The organism is Shewanella maritima (assembly GCF_043643735.1).
GTDB classification, from domain to species: domain Bacteria; phylum Pseudomonadota; class Gammaproteobacteria; order Enterobacterales; family Shewanellaceae; genus Shewanella; species Shewanella maritima_A.
The window spans coordinates 42,622-59,761 of record NZ_JBHZSM010000007.1 but is presented as its reverse complement, the minus strand read 5'-3'; the positions used below and the strand labels follow the sequence as shown (position 1 = coordinate 59,761).

Annotated in this window: 12 protein-coding genes; 8 read left to right on the top strand and 4 right to left on the bottom strand. The window is 43.1% G+C overall.

The genetic code is table 11. The annotated features are described in order from the left end of the window. Nucleotides 1-189 precede the first annotated feature (189 nt). The 5 genes from ACHUGF_RS09560 to ACHUGF_RS09540 all read left to right on the top strand — a co-directional run bounded on the left by ACHUGF_RS09560 (nt 190) and on the right by ACHUGF_RS09540 (nt 10,296). Nucleotides 190-789, top strand: a complete 600-nt coding sequence (locus ACHUGF_RS09560; protein WP_394130720.1) for a lipid-binding SYLF domain-containing protein — start codon at nt 190-192, stop codon at nt 787-789. Between the two features lie 279 nt (nt 790-1,068). Continuing rightward, nucleotides 1,069-4,101, top strand: a complete 3,033-nt coding sequence (locus tag ACHUGF_RS09555; protein WP_394130718.1) for an ankyrin repeat domain-containing protein — start codon at nt 1,069-1,071, stop codon at nt 4,099-4,101. Between the two features lie 368 nt (nt 4,102-4,469). Continuing rightward, nucleotides 4,470-5,858: a TolC family protein gene (locus tag ACHUGF_RS09550; protein ID WP_394130717.1), complete on the top strand. Its 1,389-nt coding sequence runs from the start codon at nt 4,470-4,472 to the stop codon at nt 5,856-5,858. Beyond that, nucleotides 5,855-7,117 carry an efflux RND transporter periplasmic adaptor subunit gene (locus tag ACHUGF_RS09545; RefSeq protein WP_394130715.1) on the top strand — a complete coding sequence of 421 codons (1,263 nt, stop codon included), beginning with the start codon at nt 5,855-5,857 and terminating at the stop codon, nt 7,115-7,117. Before ACHUGF_RS09550 ends, ACHUGF_RS09545 begins: the two co-directional genes overlap by 4 nt. After that, nucleotides 7,114-10,296: an efflux RND transporter permease subunit gene (locus ACHUGF_RS09540; RefSeq protein WP_394130713.1), complete on the top strand. Its 3,183-nt coding sequence runs from the start codon at nt 7,114-7,116 to the stop codon at nt 10,294-10,296. The genes ACHUGF_RS09545 and ACHUGF_RS09540 overlap by 4 nt, the downstream gene beginning before the upstream one ends. A 145-nt stretch (nt 10,297-10,441) precedes the next feature. Here ACHUGF_RS09540 and ACHUGF_RS09535 read toward each other — a convergent pair whose 3' ends face one another. Then, nucleotides 10,442-11,623 carry a MerR family transcriptional regulator gene (locus tag ACHUGF_RS09535; protein WP_394130712.1) on the bottom strand — a complete coding sequence of 394 codons (1,182 nt, stop codon included), beginning with the start codon at nt 11,621-11,623 and terminating at the stop codon, nt 10,442-10,444. Between the two features lie 261 nt (nt 11,624-11,884). Between ACHUGF_RS09535 and ACHUGF_RS09530 the strand changes: the two genes are divergently transcribed. After that, complete coding sequence (locus ACHUGF_RS09530) at nt 11,885-12,871, top strand: NADH:flavin oxidoreductase (protein ID WP_394130711.1); 987 nt, start codon at nt 11,885-11,887, stop codon at nt 12,869-12,871. Here ACHUGF_RS09530 and sigZ read toward each other — a convergent pair. The 3 genes from sigZ to ACHUGF_RS09515 all read right to left on the bottom strand — a co-directional run bounded on the left by sigZ (nt 12,868) and on the right by ACHUGF_RS09515 (nt 15,204). Further along, complete coding sequence (sigZ, locus tag ACHUGF_RS09525) at nt 12,868-13,449, bottom strand: RNA polymerase sigma factor SigZ (protein ID WP_394130709.1); 582 nt, start codon at nt 13,447-13,449, stop codon at nt 12,868-12,870. The genes ACHUGF_RS09530 and sigZ overlap by 4 nt on opposite strands. A 157-nt stretch (nt 13,450-13,606) precedes the next feature. Beyond that, entirely contained in the window at nt 13,607-14,488 is an 882-nt protein-coding gene (locus ACHUGF_RS09520; RefSeq protein ID WP_394130707.1) for a glutathione S-transferase family protein, read from the bottom strand. A gap of 161 nt (nt 14,489-14,649) precedes the next feature. Further along, nucleotides 14,650-15,204: a TMEM165/GDT1 family protein gene (locus ACHUGF_RS09515; RefSeq protein WP_463602289.1), complete on the bottom strand. Its 555-nt coding sequence runs from the start codon at nt 15,202-15,204 to the stop codon at nt 14,650-14,652. A gap of 420 nt (nt 15,205-15,624) precedes the next feature. Here ACHUGF_RS09515 and dmeF point away from each other — a divergent pair, with 420 nt between their 5' ends. Both dmeF and ACHUGF_RS09505 read left to right on the top strand, forming a co-directional pair. Beyond that, complete coding sequence (dmeF, locus tag ACHUGF_RS09510) at nt 15,625-16,632, top strand: CDF family Co(II)/Ni(II) efflux transporter DmeF (RefSeq protein ID WP_394130705.1); 1,008 nt, start codon at nt 15,625-15,627, stop codon at nt 16,630-16,632. 2 nt (nt 16,633-16,634) lie between these two features. Further along, entirely contained in the window at nt 16,635-17,057 is a 423-nt protein-coding gene (locus ACHUGF_RS09505; protein ID WP_394130703.1) for a MarR family winged helix-turn-helix transcriptional regulator, read from the top strand. Nucleotides 17,058-17,140 lie beyond the last annotated feature (83 nt).

The following is a 17,140-nucleotide window of genomic DNA, read 5'->3' as shown; positions in this document are numbered from 1 at the left end:
ATGTATCCCTTGCTGTATTTATTATTGCAAATATGTAATGGTTAAATTTCGTACTGGCGTAAAATGGTAAGTTTAGTTCATTAAAATTAGAGATACTAGCCTCGTTGTCAACGACAGCTGTTGTGAATAATCAAACAAACACTTTGATTAGCTAGCGGTTAAAGACGGCCAATGTTGTTAACTTAATCAATGATTTTTGGAGATACCGTGAATATTAAACATATTTTTAGCTTTGCTTTAGTGACTGGTCTTTTAACTGCTTGTGCAACAGGTGCAACCCCTGATGCGAAAAAAGCGCATGCTAGAGAAGAAGCCAACCTTGCACTGCAGGAAATTGTTTCTCAGCACAAAACAGCACAGCGTGATCTTGATAACGCCGTAGCCTATGTCACTTGTACAGGTAGCAACAGTTACTTGTTCGCATTATCACAAGGTGGCGGTATTTGTGTACTGAATGAAAAAGGCAAAGAATCATATTACCGCTTTGCTACCGCAGGTGTCGGAGCGGGTATTGGCTGGAAGCAAATGGCTTTCGTACAAGCCTTTATGGACAACGAATCATTAGTTCGCTTTAAAGAATCTGGCTATGAAGGTCAAGCGCAAGCAGAAGCCAGTGCAGAATATGAAGGTTCAGGTGACCAAGTGTCAGCTAACCAGTCAGTTGACTTACAAGGGGTGAAAACCTACCAAGTTAACTTAATGGGCGCCGCTGCTCAGGCAACTGTCCAAGGTTATAAATATTGGCCAACAAATTTTGATGACGATTTTGTGGAAAATACTGCTGACTAATTAAATACATTAAAAACGCAATTCCACTAAAGCAGCAAGAGATTCTCTTGCTGCTTTTTTTATATGTCTACAGGAACAATGGTCTAATCAAGGCGGTTTATTTCTCCTAGCAGACCTAGTTACTTTAATCCATTTGCTGCTTCAAAAAGTGGAGGCAAACCAGCCAAAATTAGTCATTAATCAGTATGAAAAAGCTGTGCTAAATCAAAGATAACCTCAATTACACAAGTCACAATTGAAATGTATGTTAATAAGTTGTTTCTTGTGGCGAGGTGGTCAATGGATAGATTAATCAATCACAAAGGTTCGTTTTTATTTATAGGGCTAATACTAGTACTTGGGCTCATGCTGCAAGGGTGTGTGAATACCAGCCTATCAATGATCAACGCTAATGTAGATAGAGATGTTTATGCCACTAAACATGAAATCACACTGTTACTCAATGATAAAACCCTGACTGAAGAAGATAGAAATGAGCAATTATATTCGGCACTCAATATGGCGTGTCAGTGGAATATAGAAATAGTTAAACTGATCTTAGATATGGGAATATCACCCAATTACCCGAACAATAACCCCGACGTAAACAATGCTCACGGGGCATTATTCTCATCTATTAAATCCCAACAATATGACATTGCCAAGCTACTGATTGAATACGGCGCCAATGTAAACGGTACAATTGGAACAGAAGGGAGTTTCTCTGCCTTTTACCCATTAACCGATGCCGTTTATTGGCAGCGAGAGCCCTTTGTGCAGTTACTATTAGATGCTGGTGCCAACCCGAATATTGAATCGATTCCTTTGAAAATTGCGCAACTAAACAAAAATAAAACCATCGAGAAAATGCTATTAGATGCAGGGGCGGTGCTTGAGCCGACAGAGGCGCAAATGTTTGCGCATTTACAGCCTGAATACCAACAGAAAACCGCAAAATATAAGTTAGCGTTAGCACTTGAACAAGATGATGTAGAAACATTTTCCCAATTATTATCTGACAGTCCCTCTTTAAGACAAGTTCAGGAAGGCGAGAAAGCGTGGGTGTCTCAGGCAATAGATAACAATGCGCCAAACATTTTACGTTGGATTTATAGCACAGATGACATGGCAAAAATTGATGAACAAATCAATCGTGATGAAGCGTTTAAGTATGTCATCAGAATGGAGAACGCTGAGCTGTTATCTGTGTTGCTGGAGTTGATGCCGACAAGAAAACACGTTACCAGTTTTAAAGAAATTGCCATCAGTCAATCTTCTATAGATCTGTTAACCATATTGTTTGAGCACAAACCGGGAATAGGCTATGTAGATGAAAGCTTTTGGTTGCTCACTGAGGCCGTGGAACAACCCAACACGCAGATTACCAAGATGCTACTTAAACAAGGGGCGCAAATTAATCATCTTGTAGCGGGGGATCCTCAAAACCACATTGTAAAAGCTTTATCAGCTGGTCAGTTAAAACAAGCTGAGTTGCTGCTGGATAATGGCGCTGTGGATTTTGCTGATGCCGAGTTTGAAGAGACTGCGCTTTATTACGCAATTAAGCGCAAGCAACAGCCTATTGCTGTTAAGTTATTTCAAAGTAGGGAAAACATCACTGATTCGCAGCGCAACTGGATCTATAACTATGCCTTGTTAAATGGCCAAAATGAATTAGCCAATATTGCAGATAATGGCAAAGTCACAGTCAATAATACCAGTAATGACAAGGGCGAAAACCTCATTCATTTAGCCGTGAGAAATCAGAACTTAGCACAGCTGAATAAGTTTATTGCTCAAGGTATTGATTTTAACCAAGCCAATAATGCCGGGATGACGCCTTTATATCTTTCAGCTCAAAATGGCTTTACTCAAGGGGTTTCACGACTCTTAGCCTTAGGTGCAGATCCTTTTGCCCACACTCAACGAGGAGCTAGCCCAATCTCAGCAGCGGCAGCTGCGCAACGGACTGAAGTTGTGGATATATTACTGCCACTGTACGAACAGGACTCGCAGCATGCCAAAGACTTAGCCTCTTTGTTGGTGAAGGCGACCAAAAACCAGCAGGTGCCAATGATGCGTAAGTTACTCGCGATGGGCGTATCTGCAGATACTAAAACCAATCGTGGAGACACCTTATTGTATATGGCTGTGGATGATGAGTTGAGATATGACGTGGTCAAAACACTCTTGGCAGCAGGGGCAGACCCAGCCATTGAAAGTACGGGAGGCAATTACTCCTATCCTATGATCAGTGCGATTGCTGGTTGGGGGGAAACCAGTCATGTGAAGCTTATGATTGCGGCTGGCGCAGATATTAATATTACCAATCAATATGGCAATAACGGCATGGATTTGTTGATCCAAGCTGGTGGTATGAATTGGGATCGGTTACAGACATTTCGTGCAATGGGCGGCTGGCCAGCAACAGAAGCGAGCCATTTTGCTAAGGTGGATGAGAATGGATATATTGATGACTCCAATGCATGGGCAAGCATGTCCATTAACGCGTTAAATAGTCTTAATGCAAAATTGGCCCGTGAAACTCAGAAAATGGAAGCGCAGTTTCAGGCCAATATCCGCCGAGCTAAACTCTTACAAAAAGAGCAACGCGCCCTAGAACAAGCTAAATTGGAAGCCAGTGTCAGAAGGCAAGTGGCACAGCAACAGCTTGTACAGCAGCAACAAGCGCAACAACAGCTTGCCGAGCAGCAGTCAGTATTAGTGGCAAAAACACACTCATCGATACCAGCTAACACTAAGCAATCTGCAGCGCCAACTAAGGCAGCAGCTCGAGGTAGTACCTCAACACAAGTTGCTAGTAATAAACGTGATCAGCAATCACCCCCAAAAAAGCCAACCGTCATAGAGCCTAAGCCTGTGGAGAATAGTGCGAGTTGGCTCAGCACCATTGCTGATGTTGAAGGTGGAAATGAGCTATCGGGTAGCTTGACTAAGCATAACTTGAAAGTGGGTTCTGTGGTGATCGACAAGTTAGAAGTTAAATTTAATGTATCTGGCTTAGGCGGTGAACCCGTTGTAAGAGGCATATGGCGTTGGGAATCTCAAGAGAGTGCACAGCAACGTTTGCCATCGCAAATGGCTGTACTAGTGAAAGTGAGCAGTGGTCGCTCGTACGGATATGTAAAACTATCTCCTACAGTGCCGAAAGCCAATGCTGACTATGGCTCTAATACACCTGGCTCACCCAGTTGGAATGGTGTTGTGTGCAGTTATAGTGGTTTTGAAAAACGCGATTGCTTTACAAAAGATCAAGCAAGGTGGTTACTTAAAACGGGTCGCGTGACGGACTTTGTATTGACGCATCAATAAATACCATTGATGCCATAGCAGCACACGGAAGTGTGTTGCTGTGGTTCGATGATTTACATTTTGTTCAACAAAATCACTATTGTTACAAAGTGTTTCGTTATGTAAGTTTTGCCTGCCCTTTGTTAAATGATAATGCCCACCATCACGCATCTCGCACAAGCTTTTGATTTTAAAGTGTAAAGCGATAATCGCTTACAGTGTGTATTTCGGTTTTAATCCCATCAGTGTTATTTACCGTACATACCTTACCTATCTAAATGAAGTAACTTTGTAAAGGCGTGCAAAGTACAGCTAATAGTGTTTAATTTTTCACTGCAAATAACTAAAATCGTTAACATAAAAATAATAGTGTTTTGGGATTGATATCAATGAACAAACAATTCAAGGCTGTGGCGTTGGCTGTGTCTTTATGTGTATTTGCTGGTTGCTCCAGTAACTCATATATAGATGAAAAGCAGGTAACACCAGAATTGCCACAAACTTGGTATACCACGGCTCAAGCGTTGAAAGAGAATCAGCCTTGGGTAAAAGCCATCGCGACTGATCAATTATTGGAGTTAGCCAGTATTGGTTTGAACCGCAATCAAGAGTTAATCCAACTTGCCTTAGCCGTTGAAGTGAAAAAGCAGCAACTTACGATCAGTGATTCTAGCTTTTGGCCTGAGTTATCTGCTGGGCTAACCAGTGGGCGAAATGGCAATAATGACACTACCACAAACACTAACAGCTTAAACTTAGATTTAAGTTACGAGTTAGATATTTGGGGCAAACTGTCTGATAACGCCAGAGCCACGAAATTAGATTTATTGACAGCCGAAGCCGATTACCAGCAAGCCAGAGATAATTTAGTGGCCGATGTGATTAATGCTTATTATCAGGTGGTGACGTCTCAAGAGTTGGTAAAGCTTTATGAACGTCGTACTGAAAATGCCAAAGTCAGCTTTGAAATCATTGAGTCGGGTTATGTACAAGGTCTAAACAATGCTTTGGATGTGTATTTAACTCAAAACGAATTCTATAACGAACAATCCAATCTTTACGCCCAGCGCAGCCGACTCCAAGCTGATATTCGCACCCTTGAAAGACTCTTAGGTGGTTACCCTGCGGGGCAATTAATGGTCAATGCCCAACTACCTTTATTACCCCAGGGAATTAAAGTGGGGATCCCGAGTGAACTTGTTAAACGTAAGCCTTCGCTACAAAGTGCTTGGTATAAACTGCTTTCCCAAGATGCAACAGTCGCTTATACCCAAAAACAGCGCTATCCAGCACTGCGTTTAGGTGGCAGTGTAGGGACTAGCGGAAGTGAATTTGATAACTTATTCGACGGTGACTTTAGTAGTTGGTCGGTGTTTGCAGGGCTAACCTCGCCGATATTTAATGCGGGACGATTAAAGGCGCAGACTGAGCAGCAAAAACTCATATTAAAACAGCAAGAGCAGCAGTATCTAAGCACATTGTTTGGCGCTTTTGAGCAAGTTGAGAATGCGCTAGATTTAGATGCAAGCCTACAAAAGCAATATCAGGCCACGTTACAGTCTCAAGAAAATGCCTTACAAGCTGAGACCTTATCTTTTGAAAAATATCAAAGTGGGTTAGAGAGCTACACAACTGTACTCGACGCTCAAACTCGCTCTTTCGTGGCGCAAACTTCAGTTATCAATTTAAAAAACCAAATTATTGCCAACCGTATTCAATTACACCTAGCCTTAGGTGGTGATCTCGATGCGGGGATTACTCAGGGTGAACAACAATGATCAATAAAAAATACCTTATCCCAGTCGCTATCGTTATATCGGTGGTGTTAATCATTTTTGTGATTACCTCAAACCCGCCGCAAGCCAAACGAGGTGGTAAGAAACCAGCTAATAAGGTGATGGTAGAAACGCAAACCTTAACCTCTAAAGAGTATCAAGTAGAGGTGCGCAGTTTTGGTGTCGTTAAGCCTAGAACCCAGAGTAGCTTAGTGACTCAAGCCTCAGGACAAATATTATCAATTAGTCCTAACTTCCGAGAAGGTGGCTTTTTCAAAAAAGATGAAGTGCTAGTGCAGCTCGATGATCGAGATTATTTAGCTGAAGTGAAAATAGCCCAAGCAGGTTTATTACAAGCCAAGCAAGGTCTACAAGAAGAACAAGCGCGGGTTGACCAAGCGTTAATTGATTGGAAGCGCTTAGGTAATGACCGTCAACCCAATGACCTTGTGTTGCGTAAGCCGCAGCTAGCTGCTGCACAGGCGGCGATGTTGTCTAATCAAGCACAATTAGATAAAGCATTACTTGCCTTAGAGCGTACAAAAATTGTGGCGCCATTTGATGGCCGTATCTTGCAAAAAGAGGTGGATGTAGGTCGAGTTGTATCAACCAATGCACAGTTGGCGACCATTTACGCCACGGATTATGTGGAAATTCGCCTACCCATTAACAACAGAGACTTAGCGTTAGTTGAACTACCTGAGCAAGGTAAAAAAGCCGTAGCACCTGTGCAATTTGAGTCTGATTTGATTGGCTTACAGCATTGGCAGGGACTGTTAGACCGTACCGAAGGGGCAATTGATGATAACTCACAGCAGCTGTATGTCGTCGCGCAAATCGATGACCCTTTCACTTACCAAAGTACGGCTAAAAACTATAAACAGATGCCACTGAAAATTGGTCAGTATTTAACGGCCAAAATCAAAGGTAAAGTGTTATCAGATGCCATTGTGATCCCGACACAGGCGATTTATCAAGGTAGTTATGTCTATGTTGTACAAGATGGCACGCTACTGCGCACAGATGTCAGTATTCTTTGGCAAAACAGCCAAGATGCGGTGATAGCTGGCGGCCTTAAAGCGGGTGACGAGCTAGTATTAACCTCGCTAGGGCAAGTCAGCTCTGGTACCCCTGTGTCGATTGCTGGGCAAGAAAAGCCAGCCACTAGAGGAGAAGGCAACCGCCCTAATCGTGAAATGGCCAAAGGCCCAAAAGGTGAAGGCAAGGGCAAACCTAAAGGCGATATGGAGATAATGCAATGATTGCTTGGTTTGCTAAAAATCATGTCGCTGCCAACTTATTGATGTTGTTTTTGTTGGTGCTCGGCCTAGGTTCATTGTCAACTCGCATACCGCTTGAAGTGTTTCCAAGTGTTGATTCTGAGGTGGTGTCGGTCAATATCTCACTGCGTGGTGCGACCCCTGAAGATGTCGAACAAGGGGTGACGATTCGCGTTGAAGAAGCGGTGCAAGATCTTGAAGGGATCAAGAAAATCACCTCAAATTCTTCAGAGTCATCATCAAGTGTCCGCATTGAAGTTGAAAGCGCCTATGACCCACGAGAGCTATTGGCTGATATTAAAAGTCGCGTAGACTCGATTAACACCTTTCCTGCTGATGCCGAAAAGCCTGTTATTGCCTTAGCGCAACGTAAGCGTGAAGTGATCGCTGTGACGGTAACCGGTGAATACAGCGAGAAAGAAACCCTAGAGTTTGCTGAAGTTGTGCGCGATGAACTATTGCGTCTTGAAGGTGTGACACAACTGGATTTAAGTGGTGTACGTAATTACGAAGTCACTTTAGAGGTACCCCAAGATAAGTTACAGCAATATAACCTGACGTTGAGTGAGATTGCCCGTGCGATTAATGCATCCAGTACTGATATTTCAGCGGGTAACCTAAAAACTCAAGGTGGCGACATTTTATTGCGTTCGAAAGGTCAGGCTTATTACAAAGATGAATTTGCCAACATTGCCATTAAAACCGCGGCTGACGGCACCATAATTCGCCTCATTGATATTGCCAATGTGGTGGATGGTTTTGAAGAAACCCCTGTGCGTACCCGCTTTAATGGTCAGCAAGCTGCTTTTATTGATGTGTACCGAATTGGCCAGCAAAGTGCGATTGATGTTGCTGATAAAGTCAAAGGCTACATTGATTCTCGCCAAGCGACACTGCCACAAGGCTATACATTAAGTTACTGGGATGACGACTCAGAAATTGTCAAAAACCGTATTTCAACTTTAGTCGGTAGTGCCATGCAAGGGGGCATTTTAGTACTCTTGCTATTGACCTTATTCTTGCGACCATCAATTGCTATCTGGGTGTTTATTGGTATCCCTGTGTCATTTATGGGGGCATTCATATTCATGCCATTTTTCAATGTATCGCTAAACATTATGAGTCTGTTTGGCTTTATTTTGGTGCTAGGTATTGTTGTTGATGATGCCATTGTGACGGGCGAGAATATCTACAGTCACTTAAAAACCTCACCCAATGGCGAAATTGCGGCGATTAAAGGCACGCAGGAAGTGGCAGCCCCAGTTACCTTTGGTATTTTAACGACAGTCACGGCATTTTTGCCGATGCTATTTATTGAAGGCAATCGCGGCGCCATTTTTGCGCAAATTGCTATCGTGGTGATCCCCGTATTATTGTTCTCGTTAATTGAGTCTAAGTTTGTATTACCTGCTCACCTTAAGTACGTCAAACTGCGCCATGAAAAGCAGAAACAGAACAGGCTTGAGAAGTTTCAGGAGAATTTTGCTGACGGGTTTGAGCGTGCCATTATTAAGTTCTACCAACCATTTTTACGTGTTGCGTTAAAGAACAAAACTGCTACGTTAAGCTTATTTTCTGGGGTGCTGCTGATTATTGGTGCATTGATTATGACGGGATGGACGCAGTTTACATTCTTCCCGCGTATTCCCAGTGAAACGGTGCGTTTAAATTTAACTATGCCAGCGGGCACGCCGTTTGAAGTGACTAATCAGCATATTAAAACCATCTCAGACAAAGCCAAAATATTACAAGATAAGTACATTGATGAAGACACTAATGAAAGCATCATTATGAATATTTTGGCCACAACGGGTGGTCGAGGTGGGACGTCAAATGCGGGTGGCGTACGTTTTGAAATTATTCCGCCTGAAAAGCGAGAATCTGACATCACATCAGGGCAATTATTGACTGAGTGGCGTCGTATGGTGGGCGATATTCCTGGTGCTGAATCGGTGACTTACCGAGCAGAAATTGGCCGTAGTTCAGACCCAATTGATGTACAGCTTAGTGCGAATTCGCTTGAAACACTGCGAGAAATTGCTGACCAAGTGAAACAGAAATTAGCCACCTACCCAACGGTATTCGATATCTCAGACAGTTTATCTAACGGTAAGGAAGAGTTATTAATTGAACTCACCGAACAAGGTAAAGCACTGGGATTAACCCGCGAAGAAGTCACCAATCAGGTCCGCAGCTTTTACTATGGTTCTCAGGTGCAACGTATTCAGCGTGGCCGAGATGATATTCGAGTGATGGTTAGATTGCCGCTAGATGAACGTCAATCATTGTCAGACTTAGAACAGGTACTCATTACAACAAGCCAAGGTACCCAAGTGCCACTTGGGCATGTTGCTAAAATGACCTCAGGCAAGAGCCCTTCGACCATTAAACGTATTGATCGTTACCGGGTACTCAATGTCACAGCCGATGTTGAAAAAGACAATACCAATATGACTGTGTTGCAAGCGGACTTGAAGACTTATCTAGATGGTTTAGTTGCGCAGTATCCTGGAGTGCGTCATTCGCTTGAAGGTGAGGCGAGGGAGCAAAGTGAAAGTTTCGGTTCGTTGCAATGGGGGCTGATCTTTGTTGCCTTTATGATTTACAGCTTGCTGGCAATTCCGTTTAAGTCGTATGTTCAGCCATTAATTGTAATGAGCGTGATCCCATTTGGCTTAATTGGTGCAGTTATGGGCCACTGGCTCATGGGTTCACCCTTAACGATTTTTAGTCTTTTAGGGATGTTGGCCTTGATTGGTGTTGTGGTCAACGACTCATTAGTGCTGGTTGATTTTATTAACAAAAAGCGCGGTGAAGGTATGGCGTTAGTCGAAGCCGTGCTTACTGCAGGCGCTAAACGATTTAGACCGGTAATGCTAACCAGTTTAACGACCTTTATTGGCTTGATGCCGCTGCTATTAGAGCAGTCTACTCAGGCTCAATTCTTGATCCCAATGGCTATCTCGCTTGGTTTCGGTATTATCTTTGCCACCTTTATTACGCTCATTTTAGTGCCAGTTAATTACATGGTGGTTGAGCGCTTGAAAGGTGTAAAAGTGGATGAAGCTGAGTTTGATAAAGACTACGGTGATAGTTTTGCTGTACCAAGCGCAGCTACTGTGAATAGCGCAACAACGGTAAATAGCACTGCGACGAATTAATTGCTTAAATAAAGCCGTTTAATTTCTGCTGTGGCAAACAAAAGAAGTAAGCAAAAATAGAACACAAATAAATCGCCACCTCATTCAGTTGATTTCAGGTCAATTGAGTAAGGTGGCGTTTTTATGAGTGCAATGCCGATAAGGTTTACGCTTTAGCAACTTTACGGATCACAAACATTTGATAGCCAAAATCTGGCAAGTGTTGCTCATAAATCTTCACTTCTGCAGTAATATCTTTTACCGCTTGAGAGTCTGGCATCTGTTGTTGAAGTTGTTTCGCTCTTTCACCCAGAGGCATGTAGTAGTTTTGCCATGCTTGCTGGCTGAGTGAAAAATGGCTGATAACTTCGTATCCTGCCGCTGTAATCTGTTGTAAGCGGGTGTCGACCGTTTGCATGTCTGGGTATTCTTGTTGCAAAAAGTTTTTTGCGGTTGGGTGTGGTTTATCAGCTAGCCATACTAGGTCGCTTACCATCATCATGCCATCTTGCTTCAACAGTGGCCGCCATTGTTCCAATGCATTGGTGACTCCCATAATGTAGGCGCTGCCTTCAGCCCAAATGAGATCAAAGCTTTTTGGGGCAAATGGCAGTTCAGTCATACTGGCACTGACGCCTGTGATGCGATTGGCGAAGTCCGTTTCACTAAAGCGCTCAGCAAGTCTGTCCAATGCTGATTGCTCATTATCCACAGCGGTAATATTGGCTTGACTGTGTTGCGCCAATACTTGTGTTGCTAACCCTTTGCCGCAGCCAATTTCGAGGATTTGTGATGGCGCGATGGGTAACGATTGCAACGCTTTTAGGGTTTCTGATTCATCGCCTGGCCCCCAGCGTTCAAGTGTTTCAAAGACTTTCATAAAGTCTGCCATGTAGCTGTCGTGTTCGTTCATATCTTTAGATAACCATTTCAGTCGTAGGGCTTGTTTTTCATCAAACCCTTGGGTCTTTAACCATTGTAAATGCGCATCGGGTGCGTCGGCATCCATGCTTGTGTGCCAAGCTTTCATATCTGCTTTACCTAACATGGCAGCTAACAAATCTCTGGCTTTTTGCTTTTGGGCTATTTCTGACTCCAGCACAGTTAGCCTTTGCGCTAACAGAGATTTATCAATTTTAGCTTCCAGACACGCTTTGCATTCTTTGAGTGTTAATCCACCGGCTTGCAGCTTTTGAATTAATCTCACTCGTTGTAAATCCTTGTCGCTATATAAGCGATAACCATTGGCGGCACGTTTGCCTTTGATTAACTCAAGCTTTTCGTAATAAAGCAGCGCAGTACGTGATAATCCGACAGCGGTTGCTAGTTGAGAAATACGATAGTCCAAAGGTGAATCTCCATGGGATTTAGGTGTACTGTAAACTATAAAGTTATAGACAGGTCAAGTCGATAAATCCACTATTGGTTAATTCAGCTGTTGATGTAGAAAGTAATGTTTAGCCAGTGAAAGTAAGCTGAGGTATTGCAATTGATTACACTTCAATTGATCCAAATACTCGGTGATTAAGGTATTTTATGCAGGTATTGAAAATGGCTATCTGATTATTCGCTTGGTTCAGTTAATCGAATTAAATCTCAAGGATGTTTAATGAATCGTTTTACCCCACTTATTGTCAATGGTTTATGCTTTGCTAACCGTTTGGTTGTGGCGCCCATGGCTTCACAAACCGCTGATTTAGCTGGTATAGCAACGGCAACGACTGTTGCACACTATCAAAAACTGGCGTTATCTCAGGCGGCATTAGTGATGGTGGAATACAGTTTTGTGTCGCTAAGTGGCCGAAGTGAATCTCATCAACTCGGTGCACATATCGATGAATGCGTGGCGGGATTGGCGCAGATTGCTACCACCATACATGACTCGGGCGCCTTGGCCGCACTGCAATTGACCCATTGTGGCGGTAAAGCACAGTTAGATCAGACTCCTGATTTAATGGGACCTTCAGGCATAACCGTACCTGCATATGACAGAGTGCTGCCTCAGCCTAGAACTATGTCGTTAGCAGATATTGAACAATGGCAACAAGACTTTGTGGCGGCAGCAATGCGTGCACAACAAGCAGGCTTTGATTTAGTTGAGCTACATTGTGCCCATGGTTATGGCTTGAATCAGTTTTTATCACCGTTAACCAATCAGCGTGATGATCAATATGGCGGCGATCAGGTTAATCGTAGTCGTATTGTGAGTGAAATTGTGGCGCAAATAAAAGCGAAAACGTCGTTACGCGTGACGGTACGTATTCCTGGACAAGATTTCTATCCACAAGGGTTAAGCCGAGCAGATATGCTGCAAACCAGCCGTATACTCATTGAGGCTGGGGTGGACATGCTCAATATATCATCAGGTATTGGTGGCTGGAATCGTCCTAAAGAGAAGCGCGGTGAAGGTTATTTAATTGATGAAGCTGCGCATATTAATCAAGCTGAACTAGGCGTGCCGGTCATTGGCGTGGGTGGCATTGAGACAGCAGAATATATTGAACAGGCATTATCGAATAACTGGTGTGATTTTACTGCTGTAGGGCGGGCTATTTTATCAAACCCTGCTGGATTTGCTGATCGTGTGATGTCCTAGCAGCTCCCACATTGGCTGTTTATTCGAGGGGTATAAGCCACCAAATTACCTTGATTATCCAAGGTGAATTCACAGCATTGATTGAACAGCTGGTATAACGATTGGCGGCTTTTTTGCACTCGAGATTTGAGTGTCGAATATTTGATATTGTGAGATTCAGCGTAAGATTTTTGAGCAACACCTTCAATTTCTATGGCGCTAAGTAAATCGGCTTGATCTTTGGGTAAGCCATTAATGAAAGGCGTAATGCAGTCGCTCATTTGCGCAAACATCTCTTCGTTTTGACTCAGTCCATGTTCGTCTGCCATATCGTGTTGTTCTGTCAGCGCTGTTGTTGGATGATTGCCTCGCTTGCGATAGAAATCAATGATGGTGTTGTTGGCAATTTGGAATAACCAGGATTTAAGCTTTTTAGTATCTCTAATTGAGTCTAGATTGTTGTAGGTTTTGATTAGCACTTCTTGCAGTAAGTCATCCACATCATCAAGGTTAGCCACATTCTTAGTCAAAAAAGCGCGCAAGCTGCTACGGTACTGCGCCCATATCAGTTCAATGTTTATCTCAATCTTTGCTGTCATATTTGCTCTCTTACAACCTTGTTTAAGTTATGGCTTAATACTGCCTAACTAGCTTTAAATATATACAAAACCATCTAGGCGCGCTGTGTTATCCATCGATATTGATGGCAGCTCGCCTAGCTCGGGTTGGTAGTTGTTAATTGTTAATTGTTAATTGCTAGCAGCAGCTGCCTTTTGTTGAAGTTGAAGCTGTGCAGCAATTAGCTTTAACCTTCTCACTGCAGCAGTCATCTTTACAGCATGCTTCATTGCAACAATTTTCTTTGCAACATACTTCATTGCAGCAACCGTCAACACAATAATCATCGCTACAACATTGTTCGCAGCATATGTCACAGCACATCTCGTCGCAATTATCTGAGCAGCTCGGTGCATTGTCGGCAATGTAGGTATTGCTGAGGTAAAAATCAGTAAACTTTTCAACAAAATCATCAGCTACAGATTGTTCTATAAGCCCTGAATCAAGTAGGTTTTGTTGCCATTGCTGCACTTTGGGTAGACAACACAGCAGGTTGTGTCCGGTTGCTTGTTTAACGATATGTGCACGGTGCAATAGCGGCAGCCAGGCGATATCGACATTGCAAATGGTGTCTGATTTAAAGAACTTGTGGCCTTTGCCGGTTTGAGTTTGGCTGTTAAGTTGTTTCTCAACTTTAGCAAACGCTTTATGTAACTTGCCGCAGCGTTCAACAAAGGTTTGCTCATCCTTGCTACGCATGGTGCTGCATTGGCTCAAGTAATGTTTAGTGCCCAAGTAACTCCATGCTCGGTCTAGTGCTCTCTGCTCATTAGTAACATCGAGTTCTAATGGGCCATATTCATCTTCGATGTACTCAACAATGGCATCAGACTCAAACAGTGCGGTGCCAGTTTCGGTGATCATCACTGGCACCTGGCCATTCGGTGATATATCCAAGAACCATTGCGGTTTATCTTTGAGGCTAATGTACTTCACCTCAAAAGCGATATTTCTGGCGGCGAGTGCCGCTGTGACACGTTGAACAAATGGGCAAATTTTAAAGCTGACAATCTTAAGCATGAGCGGTCTATCTCTTTAGTTTTTTCAAGTTACTTATAAGACGAAGAAGCTTAAGAAAAGACGAAATTTCGTGATTAAAAAATCAAATATTGCTTGGGGATATAATGAAAAGAAAGCTAACAAATTCTTTCTATTAGCTTTATTTCATCTGGATGATGGTGCTAGTAAATGGCTGCTGCAATAGCCAGTAACACAAACAAAAGTGCTGTCACTTTACGGATTAACGCTAATGGCAATTTATCTGCTGACAGTTTCCCGATAATCACCACAGGCACATTGGCCAATAGCATGCCGATGGTGGTGCCGATGACTACCATGGCAAGTGCATCAGCATATTGAGCCCCTAAAATAGAGGTGGCGATTTGGGTTTTGTCGCCGATTTCTGCGATGAAAAACGCAATGAAACTGGCGACAAAAGGACCTCGATTGGAAATCTGTTCATCATCATCGAGTTTATCTGGTACTAGCACCCAAGCAGCCATTGCGAGAAAGCTTACAACCAGCACCCAATTAAGTACTTGCGGTGATAAATAGTCAGCGACTACAACACCAAGGTAGGCAGCAAGCGCATGGTTGGCAATTGTCGCTAAGAAGATGGCGGCAATAATTGGAATAGGTTTGCGATAACGGCTGGCAAGCAGCAAAGACAATAGTTGAGTTTTGTCACCAATCTCAGCCAGTGCGACAGTGGTGATAGAAATAGCTAGTACGCTCACAATTAGATTCTTATAGAGGTGGGATTTTTCAAACCAAGACAATACCCCACTCCCCACCTCGGTTCGTGTGTATTGTCTATGGTCTCACTAAACCCTATGTCACTGATGTGGCAAGAAGATCTCATACGCCATGGTGATTTTGCACCAATTATGTTGACGTACAAACACACTATATGACCCATTGTGTTGGATAATGCAGTGGCAAGTTACTCCCCAAAGACGCGGCAATATTAATTTGTGCGTAGATTTTTTGCAAGCCTGAAGTCAGCGGAAAATGTATTCAGTGATGCAAATTAGATAGCTAGTCCTACATAAATGTAACGATTAGATCACAAAAATCGCATCACTTGGGTTGATTTTGTTTGATAGTCAAAATAAAGTTAGTGCAAATAATTTGATAATCAAACTAGTGGGCAGGTAATGGCATTTCCAATTGAACATCAGCATGACTTTTCGTCTCAACATCAAACGGGTGAACGACGCACTTGGTACGTGTTGATATTAACGGTCACCGCCATGGTGGTAGAAATTGTCGCGGGCACAATGTTCGGCTCAATGGCACTGCTAGCTGATGGCTGGCATATGGGCACACACGCCGCGGCATTTTGTATCACCTTATTTGCTTATCGCTATGCTCGTAAGCATGCCCATAACGACCGTTATTCCTTTGGGACAGGTAAAGTGAGTGTGCTTGGTGGTTACACCAGTGCAATTGTGCTGGGGATTGTGGCATTGATGATGATTGTGGAGTCGATATCTCGATTGATGAACCCACATACTATTCAATTTAATGAAGCGATTATGGTGGCGTTTATTGGCTTGGCCGTGAATGTCGCAAGTATGTTTTTATTGGGTGATCACCATCATCACCATCATCACGATCATGGTCATTCCCATGGTCACTCTCATGGCCATTCCCATGAACACGGTCATTCTCACGCTAGTGATCATAGCCACTCTCATGAACATGCTGGTGACCATTCACACGAGCAGCATCATGATCATAATCTGCGTGCAGCCTACATGCATGTTTTAGCGGATGCATTAACTTCAGTGCTGGCGATTGTCGCGCTACTGTTTGGTAAGTTTTACGGTTGGAACTGGTTGGATGCGGTCATGGGCATTGTCGGCGCGATTGTGATCCTTAAATGGACTTATGGCTTAATGCAACAAACTGGACCAGTATTGTTAGATGAGAATATTGAGGGCAGCTACAGAGACGCGATAAAAATTGCCCTTAAGCCTTACGCTAGAGTGAAGGATTTACATATGTGGAAAATCAGCGGTCATCATTACGCCGCGGCGATAATCATAGAGTCAAATCATCAGAAAGCGGCGACAGAATATAAACAAATATTGAGTCAATTTGATAAGATTAGCCACTTAACGTTGGAAGTTCATCCAGCTATCTCAACACAAGAAAGTTAATTATGTCACTAGACCACATTCAACAGCTTAATCACTCATTGACTGAGTTTTACGACAAAATGTCATCTTGGGAACAGTCGGTTGTCAAAGAGACTGGCTACAGTTTGGCACAAACCCACACTATTGAAGTATTAGGCTGTCACGGTGCATTGAGGATGAAAGAACTGGCTGAAAAGCTCGCGATTACCACAGGCACATTAACGGTTCAGGTAGATAAGCTGGTGAATGCTGGGTTAATTGAGCGTTGTGACCATCCCGATGATCGCCGTGCCATTGTGGTTAAACTGACGAGCGACGGTGAAGCCATTCATCGCCAGCATAATCAGTTACATGTAGATTTAATGAAAGACTTAACCAGTGATTTATCAGCTGAACAAGTGCAGGTATTGCTCACTTGCATGGCTAAAATCAATCGTGAATTTTAATTTACTCTCATCAGAAAGTTGTACCTCAGCTGCTATACTTTAGCGCATATATTCCTGCTCTATTTGATGGGCGGCTCCATTAT